We start from the raw sequence: 16,938 nt of genomic DNA, 5'->3' as shown, positions 1-16,938 counted from the left end.
CCTCCGAGAACATAAAAACATGAAGGAACACTTTCTCCCTTACCATACGCAAGAGCCCTCTCCTCTTAGCGAGCGTTTGTTTGCGCTACTCGAAGCCCTCCCGGATGCGTTCTTTTTCAAGGATGGTGCAGGTCGCTGGCAGATTGTCAATGAATCTGCTAAACGCCTCTTTCATCTGGAAGGAATTCCATGGGAGGGCAAAACCGATATGGAACTGGCGGAATTGCATCCGGATTTTCGGGATATTCACGTAGCCTGCATCGCGGATGATGAAAAGGCCTGGCAAGCCAAACAACTGGTCATTGTTGAAGAAAAAATGCTTCGTGAAGATGGCCAGCAGTCGACCTATGAAACACGAAAGCTACCTTTGTTCAAAGTGAATGGTGAACGCGCTGGTATCATGATTATCGGTCGTGACATCACTGCACAAAAGGAAGCCGAGGAGCGCATTAAACAAATGGCGTTTCACGACGATCTGACCGATCTTCCCAACCGACGCTTTCTGGAAATCCAGATGGAACAGGCCATGGTCCGCGCCACCCGCCACCTCCGGTTTTTGGCGGTCTGCATGCTGGATCTGGACGGCTTCAAACCCGTGAACGATACCTATGGCCATGAGGCCGGTGACGAAGTGCTGATCACCCTCGGAAAACGCTTACCCGAAGCCTTGCGCAAATCTGACTTCGTCGCCCGCCTGGGCGGAGATGAATTCGTTCTGCTGCTTGAAGATCTTCAGAATCTGGATGATCTTGCCGGCATCCTGAAAAAAATCGAGGACCTTATCACCGCCCCTATTTCGTTGAGCCATGGTGCAAGTGTTCAGATCGGAGCGAGTATGGGAGTCGTCCTTTACCCCTCTCAAGATACAGACACGGGAGACAAACTCTTGCGTCTGGCCGATCAGGCCCTCTACGAGAGCAAGAAAAACATGGCCTACCGGGATCGCTTCTGGGTGCTCTTTGGTGAAAATCCGCAGACAAAACCTACTCCTGCACAAAAACTGCTGGATGCCGGGGCTCTGGAAGTCTGGTATCAACCCATCCTGGATGGTCGGACACGCAGGGTGGTCGGTCTGGAAGCTTTAGCACGACTGCGGGATACGGATGGTGCCCTGTGGCCACCAGCAAAGTTTCTGCCGCAATTGCAGGTTGCCAATCTTTCTGATCTGACTCAAAAAGTCTTGGCGCAGTCCTTGACCGATCTGTCTCTTCTGGATTCGCCAGAATGGTCCTTGTGGGTCTCTGTGAATCTGGATCCGCGCTCCGTCGCGAAAGACTGCATCACCGGTCTGCAGAAAGTGATCGCGCAAAGCGCGACGGACCCCTCTCGTATTACTCTGGAGATTTTGGAGGGAAATGATTTCCTGGAACAGCAGAAGGCACTGGATCATCTCCTGGAAATAAAAGCACTGGGCGTCCGGCTGGCTCTGGACGATGTGGGAAGTGCCTATAATTCTCTGCTGCGACTCAAGGATCTGCCTATTGATGAGATCAAGCTTGACCAGGGCTTTATTCGCTCCCTGGAACAGCGACCTCAAGACCTGCATTTTGTGGGGGCCATTCAGGACCTCGCTGCTGGCATGGGCGTGGATCTAGTCGTGGAGGGCGTGGAAACAGAGGACATTCTGGATGCGATTATGGTCACGGGCGCACAATTCCTTCAGGGCTACGCCATCGCCAGGCCCATGCCCATATCAGAACTACAGGTATTTCTCCAACGCGCACCCGGCTATGATCGTCCGCATCCTAGCAGTCTGCTCGGATTCTATGCCAAACAAATCGCCGCCCATAATGCCCTGAAAAAAACGATTCGCCAGGCTCCGCATTTAACCGATTATGAAACATTGGCGGACGCTACCGCCTGTCCCGGCCATCACTATATCCGCAGCTTAGGGCTGGATGACGACAAGGGTCTGGAACGGCTCCATCAGGATTACCACCGAACCATGGCAGCACTGCGAGAACAGTTGATCGCGTCTTCCTTTCACGATGACTGGACCGATGTGGATCAAGCAGCTGCGGCTTTCGAGCACGCCATCGTATCTGCTTATTGGAACCGGAAAATAGAAAACTCATGTGGATAGGGTCTTATTGCCAAACATAGCATAGATTTGTTTGAACATACTTCTGCCGAAGGTGCGCATTAACAATGGAGCTTTAATATGATTATGAAATGGCTTATAACTATTCTGCTTTGTTATTCACTTTCAATGAGTTTTGAAGTAGCGCAAGCTGCCGATGCGCCTGCTTGGGGCCATGGACCTTACCGAATGCTCTTTGAAGTCGACTCAGCAAAACCATCGGCATGGTCGATGACTCTTGGTGCAGTCGCTCACATCGTCCACAAGGTCGGCATTCCACCTGCCCGGTTGGAAGTGTTGGCCTGGGGGCCTGGCCTGCAAATGCTCTTGAAGAATGCTCCAGATGCCATGGAAATTACCATTTTACAGATGCGTGGAGTCCGCTTCGTAGCCTGCCAAACATCCATGCGTCGACTGCATATTACGGCGCGTCAGTTGGCTCCCGGAGTGAGTGTAGTGGCTGGAGGCATGGCAGAGCTGATGAAACGTCATAATGAAGGTTGGGCCGAAGTCAAAATGTAAGGCTTGGCTGCATAGTTCTGCGTTTCCGGATCCTAAAATCGCCACGTTATCCCTGCCGCTTGCAAGATGCGGCATCTCGAACGATATACTCAGGAGTTCCCGGCATCGGGTGGGGTGGGCCATCCGTCAGCCGGTGATAGAATTCATCTGTAAAGGCCTTGAGATCGACATTGGCGAAGCCGGAGGGGAGGGTTGTCCATGGGTGTTGAGCACCATCTCATTACCCACCTGCTGACGAGCGGCTACCCGAGGCTAAATTCGACCGACTGCTAGGCCCACAATTTGGTAGCCAAAACGACTACCATGATCACCACTGCAACCTTGATCCATATTTCGCCACGCCGCCCCAAGGTGATTCTGGCAGCAAATCGTGCCCCCAGAATACCGCCGACAGCGATGATCATGCCCGGTTCCCAACGCACCGCCCCTGTCCAGGCAAAAATAAAGAGGGTCGGAAGGGTATAAATGCCAATAATTAAGGTTTTGTAGGCTGTTACTGTGGAGAGATTTTGGACCAAAAGATTGCTCAGAACCAAGATAAAAAGGAAACCGATCCCCGCTTGAATAAATCCTCCATAAAACCCCAACCCAAGCAAGGCTGGATAGAGCCATGGTGAGGCTTGACCATCCCTCCGCTTGCCTGACAAAAAATGGGTTCTTTTGGGAAATAGCAGTGTGGCGGCACCGATGAGAAGGACAATGACTAACAGTCGCTGAAACCATAGATTGCTGATGTTGATACTCAGTATGGCTCCCGTCACCGCACCGGGTATCGTCCAAAGGGCCAGCATTCCACCTTGCTGAAGGTTAATGGGTTGCCGTTGCTGAAAATGCCGCGTTGCAGTCAGGTTCTCTAACAAAATACCTATTCGGTTAGTCCCATTGGCTACAATAGGATTTAAGCCGGCAAGAATGAGGACCGGCAGAGTGAGCAGTGAACCTCCACCCGCCAGCACATTGATAAATCCTGCAATCAGGCCGGCAAAAAAGAGAAGGATAGAGCGCCCCACCTCGCTTTGCACAAAACTGATAATCATTGGAAATACTGTTATTTTATAAATCCCTTAGAGTATGAAGTGGTTACATAAACCACCCCGGTGGAAATGGCCATTCAGGCTTTGAATTTTAGGTAGAATAATGAATAGATCGACTTGTGCAACACCGCATCACCAACTATGGTTTAGAAAGATCAAAAAGTACATACGCGTCCTGTCATACTAAAATAGGACGAGAGCTCGCGTAATCGGTGAGTACAACAGTTTTTTCGCCTTCAGGAGGATGTCATGGTTGCAAAATATATTCGTTTTTTCAATGAAATACATATTGAAGACGTATCTCTGGTGGGTGGCAAAAATGCCTCCCTGGGTGAAATGTTTCAAGAGCTCACAGCACTGGGCGTACGAGTGCCCAACGGTTTTGCTGTTACCGCTGAGGCTTACCGTACCATGCTTGATAAGGCCGAGGCTTGGGAGCATTTGCACGAGGCACTGGATGGACTGAATCCGGAGCTATGCTCGAAAGTGGTGTACGGGCGCGTTACAACTGGCTTGAATGAGGTGGCGTACTGTTGCTACAAAGGGTTTCCGACTCAAAGAGCAACATAAGGAGTACGCCGTGGAAAAGAATACCGTAATAGCAGGTGGGATGGGAGAGTTGGGTCTGGGCATTGAAGGGATACTTCGACGCGCGGCACGCTCTCTGATTGAGCAGGCCATAGAGGCAGAGGTGGCGGTATTGCTGGAAGAATTTGCGACAGTGCGGATGGTTGATGGGCGTCAGGCGGTCGTGCGTAATGGGCATCTGCCGGAGCGCGAGATCATGACCGCTCTGGGTCCGGTACCCGTCAAAGTACCCAAGGTGCGGGACCGCTCAGGATCGGGGATCAAATTCAATTCGGTACTGGCGCCTCCGTATGTACGCAAATCACGAACGGTAGCCGCTACAGTACCTTGGCTCTATCTGCATGGGGTGTCTTCCGGCCACATGCAGGAAGCCCTTTCCATTTTGCTGGGTGATGAGGCCAAGGGACTTTCACCTGCGGTGTTGGGACGTCTCAAGGCGGAGTGGGCGCAAGAGTATGCCCATTGGCAACACCGCTCCCTACAGGGAAAGCGCTATGCTTACTGGTGGGTAGACGGTATTTATACGAACCTCCGTGCGGAGGAGGATCCGCGTATCTGCCTGCTGGTGATTATCGGCGTGACGGCAGAGGGCAAGAAAGAGCTGGTCAGTGTCAGTGACGGCCTGCGCGAATCCAAAGCTTCCTGGCTGGAGATCCTGCGTGACCTGCAGGCGCGCGGTCTGGAGGCGGCCCCTTTGCTCGCCATTGGGGATGGTGCCATGGGGTTTTGGGCCGCACTGGATGAAGCCTATCCCGAAACTGGTCAGCAACGCTGCTGGGTGCATAAGACCGCCAACATTCTCAACGAACTTCCCAAAGCCCAACAGAGCAAAGCCAAGGCAGCGTTGCAGGAAATCTGGATGGCCGCCAATCGCCAGGCTGCGGAAAAAGCACTGGACGTGTTTGTGCGCAATTACCAGGCAAAGTATCCCAAGGCCGTGGCTAAACTGGAAAAAGATCGGGCTGAATTGCTCGCTTTCTATGATTTTCCAGCCGAACACTGGCGGCATATCCGGACCACCAATGCCATTGAGTCCACCTTCGCTACGGTACGCCACCGGACTACCCGGACGAAGAACTGTGTATCACGCAGCAGCTTTCTGGGATTGGGTTTCAAGATGCTGCAGCAGGCTGAAAAACGCTGGATTGGGATTTATGCTCCAGAGAAAGTCCTGCAGCTTTTTGCAGGGGTGAAATTTATCGATGGCTTACCGGCTAACCTCACCCTGCCGGATGATCAACAGACCGCCGCCTGATCTATGTCAGAAAATGCTCATACACCAGATTTGACTATAGCTCCTGAATCCGAACGATGTGCAGGATTTGGCACGGCGAGGAGCGGCAGCCCGTGAGATCATCTACAGTGCCCCTTTACCATCTGATCTCCAGGAAGAAATTCTCTCTGCCTATACACAACTGAAGAGGGAATATGGTCCCACCTTGACGGTGGCTGTACGCTCCTCAGCGACCGCCGAAGATTTGCCAACAGCAAGTTTTGCCGGTCAGCAGGATACCTACCTTAATATATCTGGTGATGCCGCCTTACTTGACGCCTGTAAACGCTGTTTTGCCAGCCTTTTTACCGATCGTGCCATCCACTACCGGATTGATGAGGGCTTTGACCACTTCAAGGTGGCCTTGTCCATAGGCATTATGAAGATGGTACGCTCGGATTTGTCTACCAGCGGCGTCATGTTTTCTCTGGATACGGAAACAGGTTTTCGCGATGTAGTCTTCATTACCGCCTCCTGGGGACTGGGAGAGAATGTGGTTCAAGGTGCAGTAGATCCAGACGAGTATTATGTTTTCAAGCCTGGTTTCAGGCGTGGGAAAAAGGTTGTTTTACGGCGCATTCTCGGAAGCAAAAAGATCAAAATGATCTATGCAGAGGGCCACACTCACAACCAGACTCGCAATGTACCCACCTCTCAAAACGAAAGAGAGCACTTCTGCCTTACCGATAGTGATGTACTGACTTTGGCAGACTATGCTGTCAAGGTCGAAGCACATTACAGCCAAAAAGTCGGCGAGAGTCGGCCCATGGATATGGAATGGGCCAAGGATGGCCTGGATGGTCAGCTCTATATGGTTCAGGCCCGCCCGGAAACCGTATCTTCCCAGAAAAAGGGACAAGTTCTGGAAGAATATTTACTCAAGACCCGTGGTCAGGTATTGGCTACTGGACGGGCTGTGGGTGCCAAAATTGCTTCCGCACCGGTACGCTTCATAGCTGATGTGGCGCATCTCAGTACCTTTCGTCCCGGAGAGGTTCTCGTGGCAGATACCACTACACCAGACTGGGAACCTGTCATGAAACAAGCTGCGGCGATCGTGACTAACCGTGGTGGACGCACTTGCCATGCTGCCATCATTGCCCGCGAACTGGGGATACCTGCCATAGTCGGCACCGACAATGCCACAACGGTACTGCAGGACGGTGCAGTTATCACGGTATCCTGTGCCGAAGGTGACAAAGGCTTTGTCTATGCTGGCGCTCTTCCTTTTGAAATTCGACATACGGATTTGGCCACGCTGCAGCGCCCGGCTACAGAGATCATGATCAATCTGGGTAATCCCGAAATCGCGTTCCAGACCAGTATGCTGCCCAATGATGGCATTGGTCTGGCGCGCATGGAGTTTATTATCAATAGTGCCATCAAGGCCCATCCGATGGCGCTTCTCCATCCCGAAAAAGTGGAGGATAAAGAAGAGCAGACAGCCCTGGCTCAACTGGTTATCGGTTTTGATAATCCTGCCGACTTTTTCGTTCAGCGGCTCTCTGAAGGGATCGGCACCATTGCAGCCGCCTTCTATCCCAAGCCTGTGGTAGTGCGTATGTCCGACTTCAAGTCTAACGAATATGCCTCGTTACTGGGGGGTCGCTGGTTTGAGCCCAGCGAAGACAATCCCATGCTCGGATTTCGTGGGGCCTCCCGTTATGCGCATCCAGACTATTCAGAAGGCTTTGCCCTTGAATGTGCAGCGATGCGCAGAGTCCGGGAAGATATGGGACTGGATAATGTCATCCTCATGCTGCCCTTTGTGCGCCGAGTGCAGGAAGCCGATGCTGTGTTGGCCAAAATGGCAGAGTTTGGTTTAAAGCGTGGCGAACAGGGGCTGAAAATATACGCCATGTGCGAGATTCCCAATAATGTCATCCTTATTGACCAGTTTGCCAAACGCTTCGACGGCTTTTCTATTGGCAGCAATGATCTGACCCAACTCACTTTAGGAGTTGACCGGGATTCACAAATTGTTGCTTTTGATTATGACGAACGTGACGACGGAGTGAAGGAGATGATCCGTCTCGCGGTGGAAGGCTGCGCACGTAATGGCATTCATTCAGGACTCTGTGGTCAGGCGCCCTCGGACTATCCAGAGATGGCAGAATTTCTGGTGCAGCTGGGTATAGATTCCATAAGTCTTAATCCAGATACCGTGCTAGCCACGACCCTGCAGGTGTTGGAGGTGGAAAAACTCATGGGCAGAACCCCACGAAGCTAGGGCGTTATCGGGAACCACCTGGATGGCGGCTACTAACTTACTCCGGCTGAGTTCAGTGGGGAGTATCAGTCCGTTTACTGTTTTTATGGGATCGGCTATACGGTAGGCCTGCTCGCCGACACCGATGCTCACGGTATGGCAAATTGGTGCGATTTTTTCCGTAGATCAGGCGGGCACGGCCATTCCACCGGTTTGGTTACAGGTGGCTCGTGATTTAGCGCAACTGCACTATTTACCGGGGCAGGTGGGCCTGACCGGCCTACATACGGCCAATCCACAAATTTGGTGGTTATATGGCCCTCTGGTACGCCGTCGGCGCTTCAGGCGCACACACCGAATTCTCCGGGATCACCTTTGCTTTTCGGCGCTCTGGATTTTTTGGCAACAAACAGCGGTAAATGGATTTTGCACAGTCTGACCAATACGGGCGTGCCCGGTGCAAACACGCCTAACGGTACCTGGGCGGTGTATGCGCGCTTTCCAAGCACGCGCATGACCGGTTGTTTCCCCCATGGTGAGTGTTGTAACGATCCAGATGTGCGCTTCGTGAATTATTTCTGGGATGGCCGGGCAGTACACTATTTCCCCCGTCTGGCGTATGGATTTCGGCAAAGCACTGGCTGTGTGGAGTTGCCATTAAAAGCAGCACAACGGGCCTATGGGATGATACATATCGGTACGCCTGTGACGGTGATGCCATGATCCGGTGGGTGCGGCTCAGTGGGCATGTAACGTGGTGCTTCTTGGCTTTTTGAGGTCATTTATTCTCTGTAATGCCACTGTTTTTAAATATGGTGTAAAGATTGGTCGAGTGCTGTGGATTGGATCACTTTCCGACCTGTATCGACTGCCCGGAGATATCCTCATTTCATTTTCTACGGGTCTGGGGAAACATACTGCTTTGATCATTTCTGATGGTTTGCTGCATGCACTGGATGGACGCGAATTGGTCGCTGTATTGGCGCATCGGCGATGACTCCCATGGAGAGGCTGCCGATAGCCGTGTCTGCCTGACCACCAGGAATATCATGAATGGTGAGTCCCTTGTCCACTACCGATGCTTGCTCAAAAAACAGCATCCAGGGTGCAATCGTAGTGCCCAAATTAGCCAGAATGACATAGGTAAAGGCACCTAGAGCGGTGCCGATGGGAATATGCCAACTGCCAACTGCGGCAACGACTTGGCTCCAGTCCGGATGCGCGGCAATGGCCAGCGGTACGAAAACGATGTTTCCAGCAGCAATCCACAGAGCCACGCGTTCCCAAGTATTGTAATGCGGAAAGATCATGATCGAAGCCACGAAAACCCAAGCAATGGGCACAGAAAGATAAGGGGGCACGGAAAAAATGCTCATGCCTATTCGAATGCCGATAAACTCAGTTACCAAGGTCAGGATGTTCGCGATGGTGAGATCAAGCAGTGAGAACACGCCCCAAAAAGCACCATAGCGTCCCCAGATCATTTCGGCGTGCCCCCGATGAGTCACCGCGCCAAGGCGAACGGTCATCTCCTGTACAATGTAAGCTACGGGAATCATCAGTAACAGGAAAGGAATAAAAAAACCAATGCCATACATTGCGCCTGTCTGCGCATAGGTGATAACACCTCCCGCATCGTTGTCCGCGATCATGACAAGGATTCCAGGCCCAATCAGACTTAGGAATAGGAGGAGGCGTCGCCACCAGGAAGGATGGTGACGGAGTTGATAGATTCGCCAGCGCTCTTGAATGCGCTGACGTTCCTCCTCGGGTAATTGCTGCAGGAGATCTGCCTCGGTAGGTGTTTGAGGAGTTTCCGATAAGATTGGCATTAAAACTTGATCCTTATGCAAAGGGATGAACTGCAAATGTGCTGCTTTATCAGTAACATAAATAAGGATTGGAGATCTCGCTATACTTGCAAACTATTATAAATCATGTCACCGTATTATTCATAATAGTTGCCTGATTGGCACAATAATTCCGCTGAATGGAACCATTGCCCGAGCCTCAGCCCAGTTAGAGAACTTAGCGTTCCAGCATGAATTGCATGAGCTTGTGATGGATGCGCCAGGCCGTGGGTTAGCTGACACCGAGTTGACGACTCAGCACAAACGCGGATATCCCGGTTTTCGCCTGGCTGATCGGGTAAATGGCCAGAAATAAAAGGGTCAAAAGCAAATACGTTCCTTGAAAAAGTGTTCCGGCAATCAACGAAGTCTGATAACGACAATGGCTGCACTGAAAGGTCTTGCGCGAGCCGCATTTCAGAACAGAATGCCGGGTTCTGCCACAGCGGGGGTAGTGAAATCCGTTTGGCCAACGCGCCGATTCCAGGGCTGTTGCGCACTGTTCTTCGGTGCAAATCGCTGCAGAAAACATAAATTTTAAAGTGACATGAATTTCATAACCACCCATGAAAATCACACTCAAGGAATATACCGTCTCCTGAACGTGCCAACAGGTTAAGTACTGAAGTTTCACCGTTTTTCCGCGAGGAAAATCGGCATGGTCAACAAAAATGTCGGTCATTAAATATCGTGATTATTCATGAATAATACTTATTTTCGAGCTATTTGGTTACCCTGTTTTTTTTGTTTTATTTCTTGTGAATCAGTTAGATAAAGGTGAACAGAACCGCCTTCCGTGATATAATGAATGCTCATTAACTCACTGATTATAAAACGCAAGAGGCCCTGTTCGATGTCCATGCTACGCGATTTACTCCTCCCTTTCCAATCGGCATTTTCGGATTCGCGACTAGGGCGCGAACGGGCTCAATGGTTCCCCTTTATCCTGTTGGCTATCATGGTCCCCTTCACCTCCTCCATGAGCAGCAATCTGCTGCGCTCCCTGCAGACCCTCTTTGGCCTGGATGTGAACGCCCGCCGTTTCTACCTCTTCATGGCCTCCACTCAGCTGGCCTGGGATCGCCTCTGGCCGATTGCCTGGAATCTGATTCCGTCCCCGCTGGTCGATGGGCGCTTGATCCTGGCCCTCGATGACACCCTCAACGACAAAACCGGTAAGCGGATCTTCGGCTGCGGCTTTTTCTTCGATCATACCGCCAAGGTGAATCATCCCACTTATCCCTGGGCACAGAATATCGTCATGCTCGGCCTGCTCAAGCCCATCAAAGGCCGCTGGGCCTGTCTGCCGCTGGGCTGTCGCTTCTACCATCGGCAGAAGGACATTGCGGCCGGCAAGATCAACGTCCGCCGTCATGGACGGGTGCCGGTCTTTCAGTCAAAAATGGCCCAGGCTGCGGCCATGATCCTGCCGGTGGCTACCCATTTCAGCTGCCACTCTCCTCTGATCGTCTGCGACAGCTGGTTCGGGAACAATGGCCTGTGGAAACCCCTGAATGCAGCGGAACCATCCATCCACCTGTTGTCCCGCTTGCGCAGTAGTACGGTCCTATATGCAGAGCCAGCGGATGCGGCCCGGACCGCCAAGGGTCGGCCCCGCAAATATGGGGATCGTTGCGGTTCAGTGACCGAGCTGGCGACGTCTTTGCGGGCGCAGGCGCAAAAGTACACAGCCCAGCTTTATGGCAAAGCGCGGGAGATACGCGCCTATGATCAAGTCTGCCTGCTCAAAACCCTGCGCTGCCCGGTACGGGTGGTCTGGGTCTTTCGCAAAACCCAGTGGGTGGCGTTCTTCACGACAGATCTGACGCTCTCTGTCACCCAGATCATCGAATACTATGGTGCCCGCTGGAAAATCGAGGCCGGCTTCAAAGAAATCAAACAGGAAATCGGGAGCGCCCGCAGCCAGAACCGGACCGCTGATGCCGTCACCAACCACCTCCATTTCTGCCTGCTCGCCACGACCCTGACCTGGATTTACGCCGACCGGATCACGGCCGACCCCAAGCGCCGCCATATCGTCAAGGGACGGACCAGTTTCGCCTTCTCCGATGTCCGCAAACTGATTGCAGATGAAGCACTCTCCGACCATTTTCTGGGACTTTGGCCCCATCTCTGCCAACCCCCTCATAAATCATTCACGCAGATGCTCATGCGTATGGTGGCGTAACATGCGGCGACCTATTCCTCATGAAAATCGGTGAAACTTCAGGTTAAGTATATTCCAAATCCTAAATGAGATGTTTTATAAAAATAAACTTAAAATATGTTTTAACGTGAAAGCCTATCAATTTGGGCTTATCTATAAATTTCTCAGCAGATCTTTTGCCATCCAGTGCTATACCCACGAAGCGCACCTTGGAGCCCAGATTTTGATGGAGTTGTCTTGGCAACGGCTTTTGCACAAGACTGTTCCGGTATCGAACAAAAAAGAGCGGCAATTAATACGGCGTTAAAAATTCGTTGAATGATTTCCATATCATTTCCAGCCGAATTGGCTCAAGGCCATCATCATCATTCTTCCGCGTCCGTAAGCAAATCATCCATGTTTGCGTCATCTGCTTCCAGGCATTCCAAAATCGGACACGCATGATGCTGGTTGGGATATTCTTGTTGGCAATCCTGAATTAGACGGGCCAATACGATTTCCAGTCTTCGCAAAGCCTGAATTTTTGCAAGCACCGCAGATTGTTTGATTTTTGCCTGATGCAGTACTGCACCACAGGCTTGGGTTTTGTTGGTCTGCAACAGAAGGAGTTCACGCGCTTCTTTTAAGGTAAAGCCAAGCTTTTGGGCGTGCTTGATAAACCGAATGCGGGCAATAGTCTCCTCGGGATACCGACGGGATCCAAGATGCGGCTTCTTGGGCTGCACGATAAGACCTTCCCGTTCATAATAGCGTACCGTTTCGACATGGACACCGGCAGCACTGGCCACTTCGCCAATACGATAACCTTGTCGATGAGATGGCTCAGTCATGACACATTTCCTTGCAGAAGGTGAAAATTCTGCTGAAAACCGGTTCGTTCATGACTCGAGACTGGAGCGGGAATTCTCTCAATAAATTTTGCAGCCCTCTTTCCATGTGATCCTGACGCATGATGGCTTTCCTTATCCGTTAGCCGGCACAACAGGACAATTGCTTGACATCCTTGGTAAATGTCTGGGCACAGAGTTTCAGTCCTTCCACCATGGTCAAATAGGGGAACAATTGATCCGCCAAATCCTGGAAGCGCAATCCACCCCGTAGAGCCAATGCCGCAGACTGGACAATTTCACCACCCTCAGCAGCCAGAATCTGCGCCCCCAATAATTTTCCAGTGGGTTCGTCCACTACCAGCTTGATAAATCCTCGGGTGTCAAAATTCGCCAAGGCTCTGGGGACATTCTCCAGACTCAGGGTGCGGCTGATGGTTTTGATCCCCCGCTTTTCAGCCGCCTTTTCATCCAGTCCAACCGTAGCCACTTGCGGATCTGTAAAAACCACAGACGGCATGGCACTTAGATCCAGTGCGGCATCGCCTCCTAACATGTTGACGGCGGCACGTGTGCCCCCCGCAGCGGCGACATACACGAACTGAGGATGCGTAGTGCAGTCTCCTGCCGCATAAATGTGGGAAACGCTCGTACGCATGTGGTCATCAACCAGGATGGCACCAAACTCGTTGGTGGCAACTCCAAGGAATTCCAATCCCAAATCCTGCGTATTGGGTTGGCGACCCGTTGCCACCAGCAACTGATCTGCACGGAGCCGCTCCGAATCAATCTGGATCTCGAACTGCCCATTATTATGGTGCACGCTTTCTGGAACCGTCTGCTGAAGCACCCGGATACCTTCTTCTGCAAATACAGTCTGTAAACCCGCGCCCAGTGCTGGATCTTCCCTGGATAACAAGGTACTGCGTGCCAGAATAGTGACCTCTGCACCCAGTCTGCGGAAAGCCTGTGCCAACTCTACAGCCACCACCGAAGCACCCAATACCACCAGATGCCGGGGTATTTCTTCGGCGACAAGTGCTTCTGTCGACGTCCAGTAGGGAGTCTGGTTCAATCCGTGTATTCGAGGCACATGGGGATGCGCACCAACAGCAATAAGAATGCGATCTCCCCGAACGGACTGCTCTTTTCCATCGTCGGTGCGCACGACAATAGTATGGGCATCGGCGAATCGAGCGGTTCCCTGGAGCAGGGTAATCTCTGGATAAGAAGCGAGTACGTTGACGTATTTTTCGTTGCGGAGTTCGTCCACACGCTGCTGCTGCTGCGCCACCAGTGTCACACGTTCCACCGTAGGCTCACAATGGCCCAGTCCCTGGAATGGGTGTGCGCGCTGCCAATGTGCCATTTGCGCCGCGCGGATCATGATTTTGGACGGAACGCAGCCAATATTGACGCAGGTTCCACCCAACGTCCCTTTTTCGATCATCGTAACGCGCGCGCCACCATCAACACAGCGGATCGCCGCAGCGAAGGCTCCTGATCCAGATCCCAGAACAATCACGTGTAATTTTTCTGTTGCAGGCGCATCGACACGAGTGCTTCGGTCGTGCAGGTCTGCGTCCACCTTGGCGACCTGTGCGCCGTAACCGCTCTTGACGACAGCCGCAGTGAGCACGGAATCAGCAACCTCGTCGGCTACCTCCACCTCCGCATAACCTTCAGGAAAGAAAACGTTTGCTTTGTCGACACCGGCGACGTCCTTAAGGGCTTTTTCTACGGTCAAAGCGCAGTGCGTACATGTCATCCCGAGTATGTTCAACTGAATGGTTTTTTTCATCGTGATACTCCTTGTATTCGTAATTCAATACGCGAATCAAGCATGCGCCAAAGAAGCCGGATACCCAATATTCCTAAAGGTTTTCAGGAGAACAGACGGGCTCACTTTTTTGGCATCATAGGTCACCGTCACCGTCCTTTTCATGTCATCAATATGGATATGCTGCATACCCGGGATGCGATGCAGTGCAATATAAATAGCCGTTTCACAGGCCTTATCCCCACAGCTCATTGACGGCACGCTGAATACCGACGTAACAGAAGCTGCCTGCACGACAGCAGCAGAAGAAGGCGTGCCAGCCCACGCGAAAGACATAGCGAGCACGCCACTTGCCAGCAGTGAAAGCGCAGATATTAACACCAGATTTTTTCCTGAATTTATCTTTATGTGCATTTTAGTCTCCTTGAGTTCATTGCAATTTAAAAGAACTACATCAACAAGCCGGGCAACACATGCGGCAATGCCAGAAAGACAATAACCAAAACGGTACCCGCCCATAAAAGAGGGGATTGCCAACGGCCCAATCGTCCAACCATCGAACACGAACTACAGGCCAGCGCCTTTTTTTCGCGATAATTCTGAACGTGGGCGTATCCCAAAAAAAGCAACACGACCACATCCAGGTAAGGGGCGTAAGGATCAAGCACCCGCAAGTTAGCCATCCATGCGCCGCCTACACCAGCCACAATCAGCAATAGCGGCAAGACACAGCAAGCGGAAGCCAGGAAACCCACTACGACCGCTACTAACAACCCCCATAGCCCCCTTGGTCGGACATTCTGCATATTCGAGTTATTGGTGGCGCAGCCAGATCCCTGTGGATCCGATTTACTGACTTTAGTATTCATAACGTCTGAACCTCCACTCACCTGGATAGAAGCGTTCTTCAACATGTCTACTAAGGACTATAGATGCCGTAGCATAGTACGGTGTCAAGCATGACCTCCATTTCAGGGTAGAGGCCTCGAGTCGCTGGTCCGCAGGTTCCACCTTTGACGTGGAGATCGGTAGTGATGTTGAAGTACTACTCCACGGGGATCATCTATGGCTGGGTATCGATCTACTTCCCCGAAATCATCAGGAAATGATTTTCTATCACCTGCTGCTGAAACTGAGCTTCAAAAGGATAATAGACCCTGGGTTTTTTACCCCAGCCAGATTCAGTTTATGAATCACATTGAATTTTCACAGCAATGTATCGGCCAGATAAAGCAATTTATGGCCTAGCTCCGGGCACTGGTGATACTCAACTTGGATAACTGCTTTGGGCCATTTGCTTTCCGCTGCTGAATGACCGCTTTCAGTCTGCAATTGCAACAATTACCGTCATCCGATAGCTGTTCATCTGACAGATTATACAGACCTTCAATACCAGGATCCGCAGCATAACTTCGGTGGGATAGGACGTGCGGCCACCCATCGACCGATGGGTGGCGCCATATACCTGCGCTGCTAGTGCCGTAAAATCGATATGGCAGCCAATCCGCAGAAGTGGATTTCAACTGACCCTGTTCCGATGGTACAGATCTGCGGAAAACAGGTCGGTTTTGATCGCGCTTTTTCTGGGCTTCATCGGTCATATCCTGTTCCTTCCAACTGTTTATCTTTTATCATATACAATCGAAATAGAGAGTTTTTTCGATATGCATAAAAAAATATTAACATGATCATGGATTGCAAAAATCGCAATAAAGAGGATCCGCCCATTCCTGATCTGTGCATCTTATTTCCCTGTGTTCTCCACATTTTTGACATGCGTATAAATCCATATAAAATATCTTGGTAGGTCCATTGCAGTTCTTGCAAGGCAATCCTGGAAAGCGCTCGATTACAGTAAATCCGGGAGTTCCGCAGTCAGGACAACAGGATTGCATTTTTATGAGCAAATCTTTTGTTGCCTTGGCAATCATTTCCATCCTCTTCGGATTGGCGTAAGCCCGACCATCTGTTTCAATAAAAGCATATCCTGTAGTGGAGTTGTTAATCACATCATGGAATATTTTTTCATATAGATCCCAACTGGTTATGTTTTTTATTATCCTGTTATCACTTTCATGATCAGGCCGAATAATGATTAACTGGTCAGGAAATCCCACTTTTTTACCAAAAGTTAATGCTTCTGACCAATTTGAAGTGATGAGATGCTGGTGATTACCCGGCCCTTGTGCTTCTCCTATAATTTCAGTCTTTGTCTCATTGTCAATGAGTACAATGATTTCTCGATTCCAGGGGATCAAACCCGTAAAAGGATCTGGGCCAAAAGCACCTTCACTGGCCAAGCCTAAATTGAGCCCGCTCATCTCCATGCCAATCCTTGCTTTATGTCGGGCAGTATTTAACTGATTGTCAACCCTTTCAATATCTCGGGTAAAAGTACCCTGTTGATCAGTATCGTAATGCTTTACATGCGTTATGTAGCATTGCAAATTTTTTTCTAGAACTGGAATAATTACCGCCTCTTTTCCATGTTTTGTTATAAATGCAATATGTTTTTTTAAATAATAAGACATAGACTCCTGATTGGTTGGGAATGGTTTTGAATGCATGGCGTTCTCCCCTAATAAGATTGCTTTTAGGCTGTTTGTGT

General features: G+C 50.9%; 14 protein-coding genes and 2 pseudogenes. 7 read left to right on the top strand and 9 right to left on the bottom strand.

Features of this window, described 5'->3' with window-relative positions:
* Nucleotides 1-19: 19 nt before the first annotated feature.
* Entirely contained in the window at nt 20-2,083 is a 2,064-nt protein-coding gene (locus GCD22_RS09500; protein WP_051690661.1) for a putative bifunctional diguanylate cyclase/phosphodiesterase, read from the top strand.
* A 78-nt stretch (nt 2,084-2,161) separates the two neighbouring features.
* Nucleotides 2,162-2,602, top strand: a complete 441-nt coding sequence (locus GCD22_RS09495; protein WP_024894529.1) for a DsrE family protein — start codon at nt 2,162-2,164, stop codon at nt 2,600-2,602.
* Nucleotides 2,603-2,871: 269 nt separating this feature from the next.
* Here the strand turns inward: GCD22_RS09495 and GCD22_RS09490 are convergent, their stop codons facing one another.
* Nucleotides 2,872-3,639, bottom strand: a complete 768-nt coding sequence (locus tag GCD22_RS09490) for a sulfite exporter TauE/SafE family protein (protein ID WP_024894528.1) — start codon at nt 3,637-3,639, stop codon at nt 2,872-2,874.
* A gap of 246 nt (nt 3,640-3,885) precedes the next feature.
* On the opposite strand from GCD22_RS09490, the gene GCD22_RS09485 reads away from it, so the two are divergent.
* The 4 genes from GCD22_RS09485 (at nt 3,886) to GCD22_RS09470 (ending at nt 8,429) form a co-directional block, all read left to right on the top strand.
* Entirely contained in the window at nt 3,886-4,206 is a 321-nt protein-coding gene (locus GCD22_RS09485) for a PEP/pyruvate-binding domain-containing protein (RefSeq protein WP_153940761.1), read from the top strand.
* Nucleotides 4,207-4,246: 40 nt separating this feature from the next.
* Entirely contained in the window at nt 4,247-5,479 is a 1,233-nt protein-coding gene (locus GCD22_RS09480) for an IS256 family transposase (RefSeq protein ID WP_306670500.1), read from the top strand.
* Nucleotides 5,480-5,537: 58 nt separating this feature from the next.
* Nucleotides 5,538-7,727: a phosphoenolpyruvate synthase gene (gene ppsA, locus GCD22_RS09475; RefSeq protein ID WP_280527701.1), complete on the top strand. Its 2,190-nt coding sequence runs from the start codon at nt 5,538-5,540 to the stop codon at nt 7,725-7,727.
* A 354-nt stretch (nt 7,728-8,081) separates the two neighbouring features.
* Nucleotides 8,082-8,429 (top strand): L,D-transpeptidase, encoded by a 348-nt coding sequence (locus tag GCD22_RS09470; protein ID WP_226859302.1) that lies wholly within the window; start codon nt 8,082-8,084, stop codon nt 8,427-8,429.
* 203 nt (nt 8,430-8,632) lie between these two features.
* Here the strand turns inward: GCD22_RS09470 and GCD22_RS09465 are convergent, their stop codons facing one another.
* Together GCD22_RS09465 and GCD22_RS09460 are read right to left on the bottom strand one after the other, a co-directional pair.
* The gene (locus GCD22_RS09465; RefSeq protein ID WP_244947515.1) at nt 8,633-9,574 is read right to left on the bottom strand and encodes an NRAMP family divalent metal transporter; all 942 of its coding nucleotides are present in this window, start codon (nt 9,572-9,574) and stop codon (nt 8,633-8,635) included.
* Between the two features lie 217 nt (nt 9,575-9,791).
* A pseudogene (locus GCD22_RS09460) lies at nt 9,792-10,124 on the bottom strand (transposase); the annotation flags it as partial.
* A 285-nt stretch (nt 10,125-10,409) separates the two neighbouring features.
* Here GCD22_RS09460 and GCD22_RS09455 point away from each other — a divergent pair.
* Nucleotides 10,410-11,744, top strand: coding sequence for an IS701 family transposase (locus tag GCD22_RS09455; RefSeq protein WP_031573303.1), 1,335 nt, complete (start codon nt 10,410-10,412; stop codon nt 11,742-11,744).
* 344 nt (nt 11,745-12,088) lie between these two features.
* On the opposite strand, the gene GCD22_RS09450 is transcribed toward GCD22_RS09455, so the two are convergent.
* From GCD22_RS09450 to GCD22_RS09430, 6 genes and pseudogenes are all read right to left on the bottom strand, one after another.
* A complete protein-coding gene (locus tag GCD22_RS09450) occupies nt 12,089-12,553 on the bottom strand; it encodes a MerR family transcriptional regulator (RefSeq protein ID WP_024894160.1) in 465 nt (154 codons plus the stop codon).
* A 139-nt stretch (nt 12,554-12,692) separates the two neighbouring features.
* Nucleotides 12,693-14,357 (bottom strand): mercury(II) reductase, encoded by a 1,665-nt coding sequence (merA, locus tag GCD22_RS09445; protein WP_425321091.1) that lies wholly within the window; start codon nt 14,355-14,357, stop codon nt 12,693-12,695.
* A gap of 30 nt (nt 14,358-14,387) precedes the next feature.
* Entirely contained in the window at nt 14,388-14,711 is a 324-nt protein-coding gene (locus GCD22_RS09440; protein ID WP_244947514.1) for a heavy-metal-associated domain-containing protein, read from the bottom strand.
* A gap of 68 nt (nt 14,712-14,779) precedes the next feature.
* Nucleotides 14,780-15,199, bottom strand: coding sequence for a mercuric transporter MerT family protein (locus tag GCD22_RS09435; RefSeq protein WP_029316370.1), 420 nt, complete (start codon nt 15,197-15,199; stop codon nt 14,780-14,782).
* Nucleotides 15,200-15,685: 486 nt separating this feature from the next.
* A pseudogene (locus GCD22_RS18510) lies at nt 15,686-15,924 on the bottom strand (transposase); the annotation flags it as partial.
* 94 nt (nt 15,925-16,018) lie between these two features.
* Nucleotides 16,019-16,897: a DUF6671 family protein gene (locus GCD22_RS09430; protein WP_226856148.1), complete on the bottom strand. Its 879-nt coding sequence runs from the start codon at nt 16,895-16,897 to the stop codon at nt 16,019-16,021.
* Nucleotides 16,898-16,938 lie beyond the last annotated feature (41 nt).

Source organism: Acidithiobacillus thiooxidans ATCC 19377 (assembly GCF_009662475.1).
GTDB lineage: Bacteria > Pseudomonadota > Gammaproteobacteria > Acidithiobacillales > Acidithiobacillaceae > Acidithiobacillus > Acidithiobacillus thiooxidans.
Note: the sequence above shows the minus strand (reverse complement) of the source record. Positions and strands in the feature narration are given on the sequence as shown.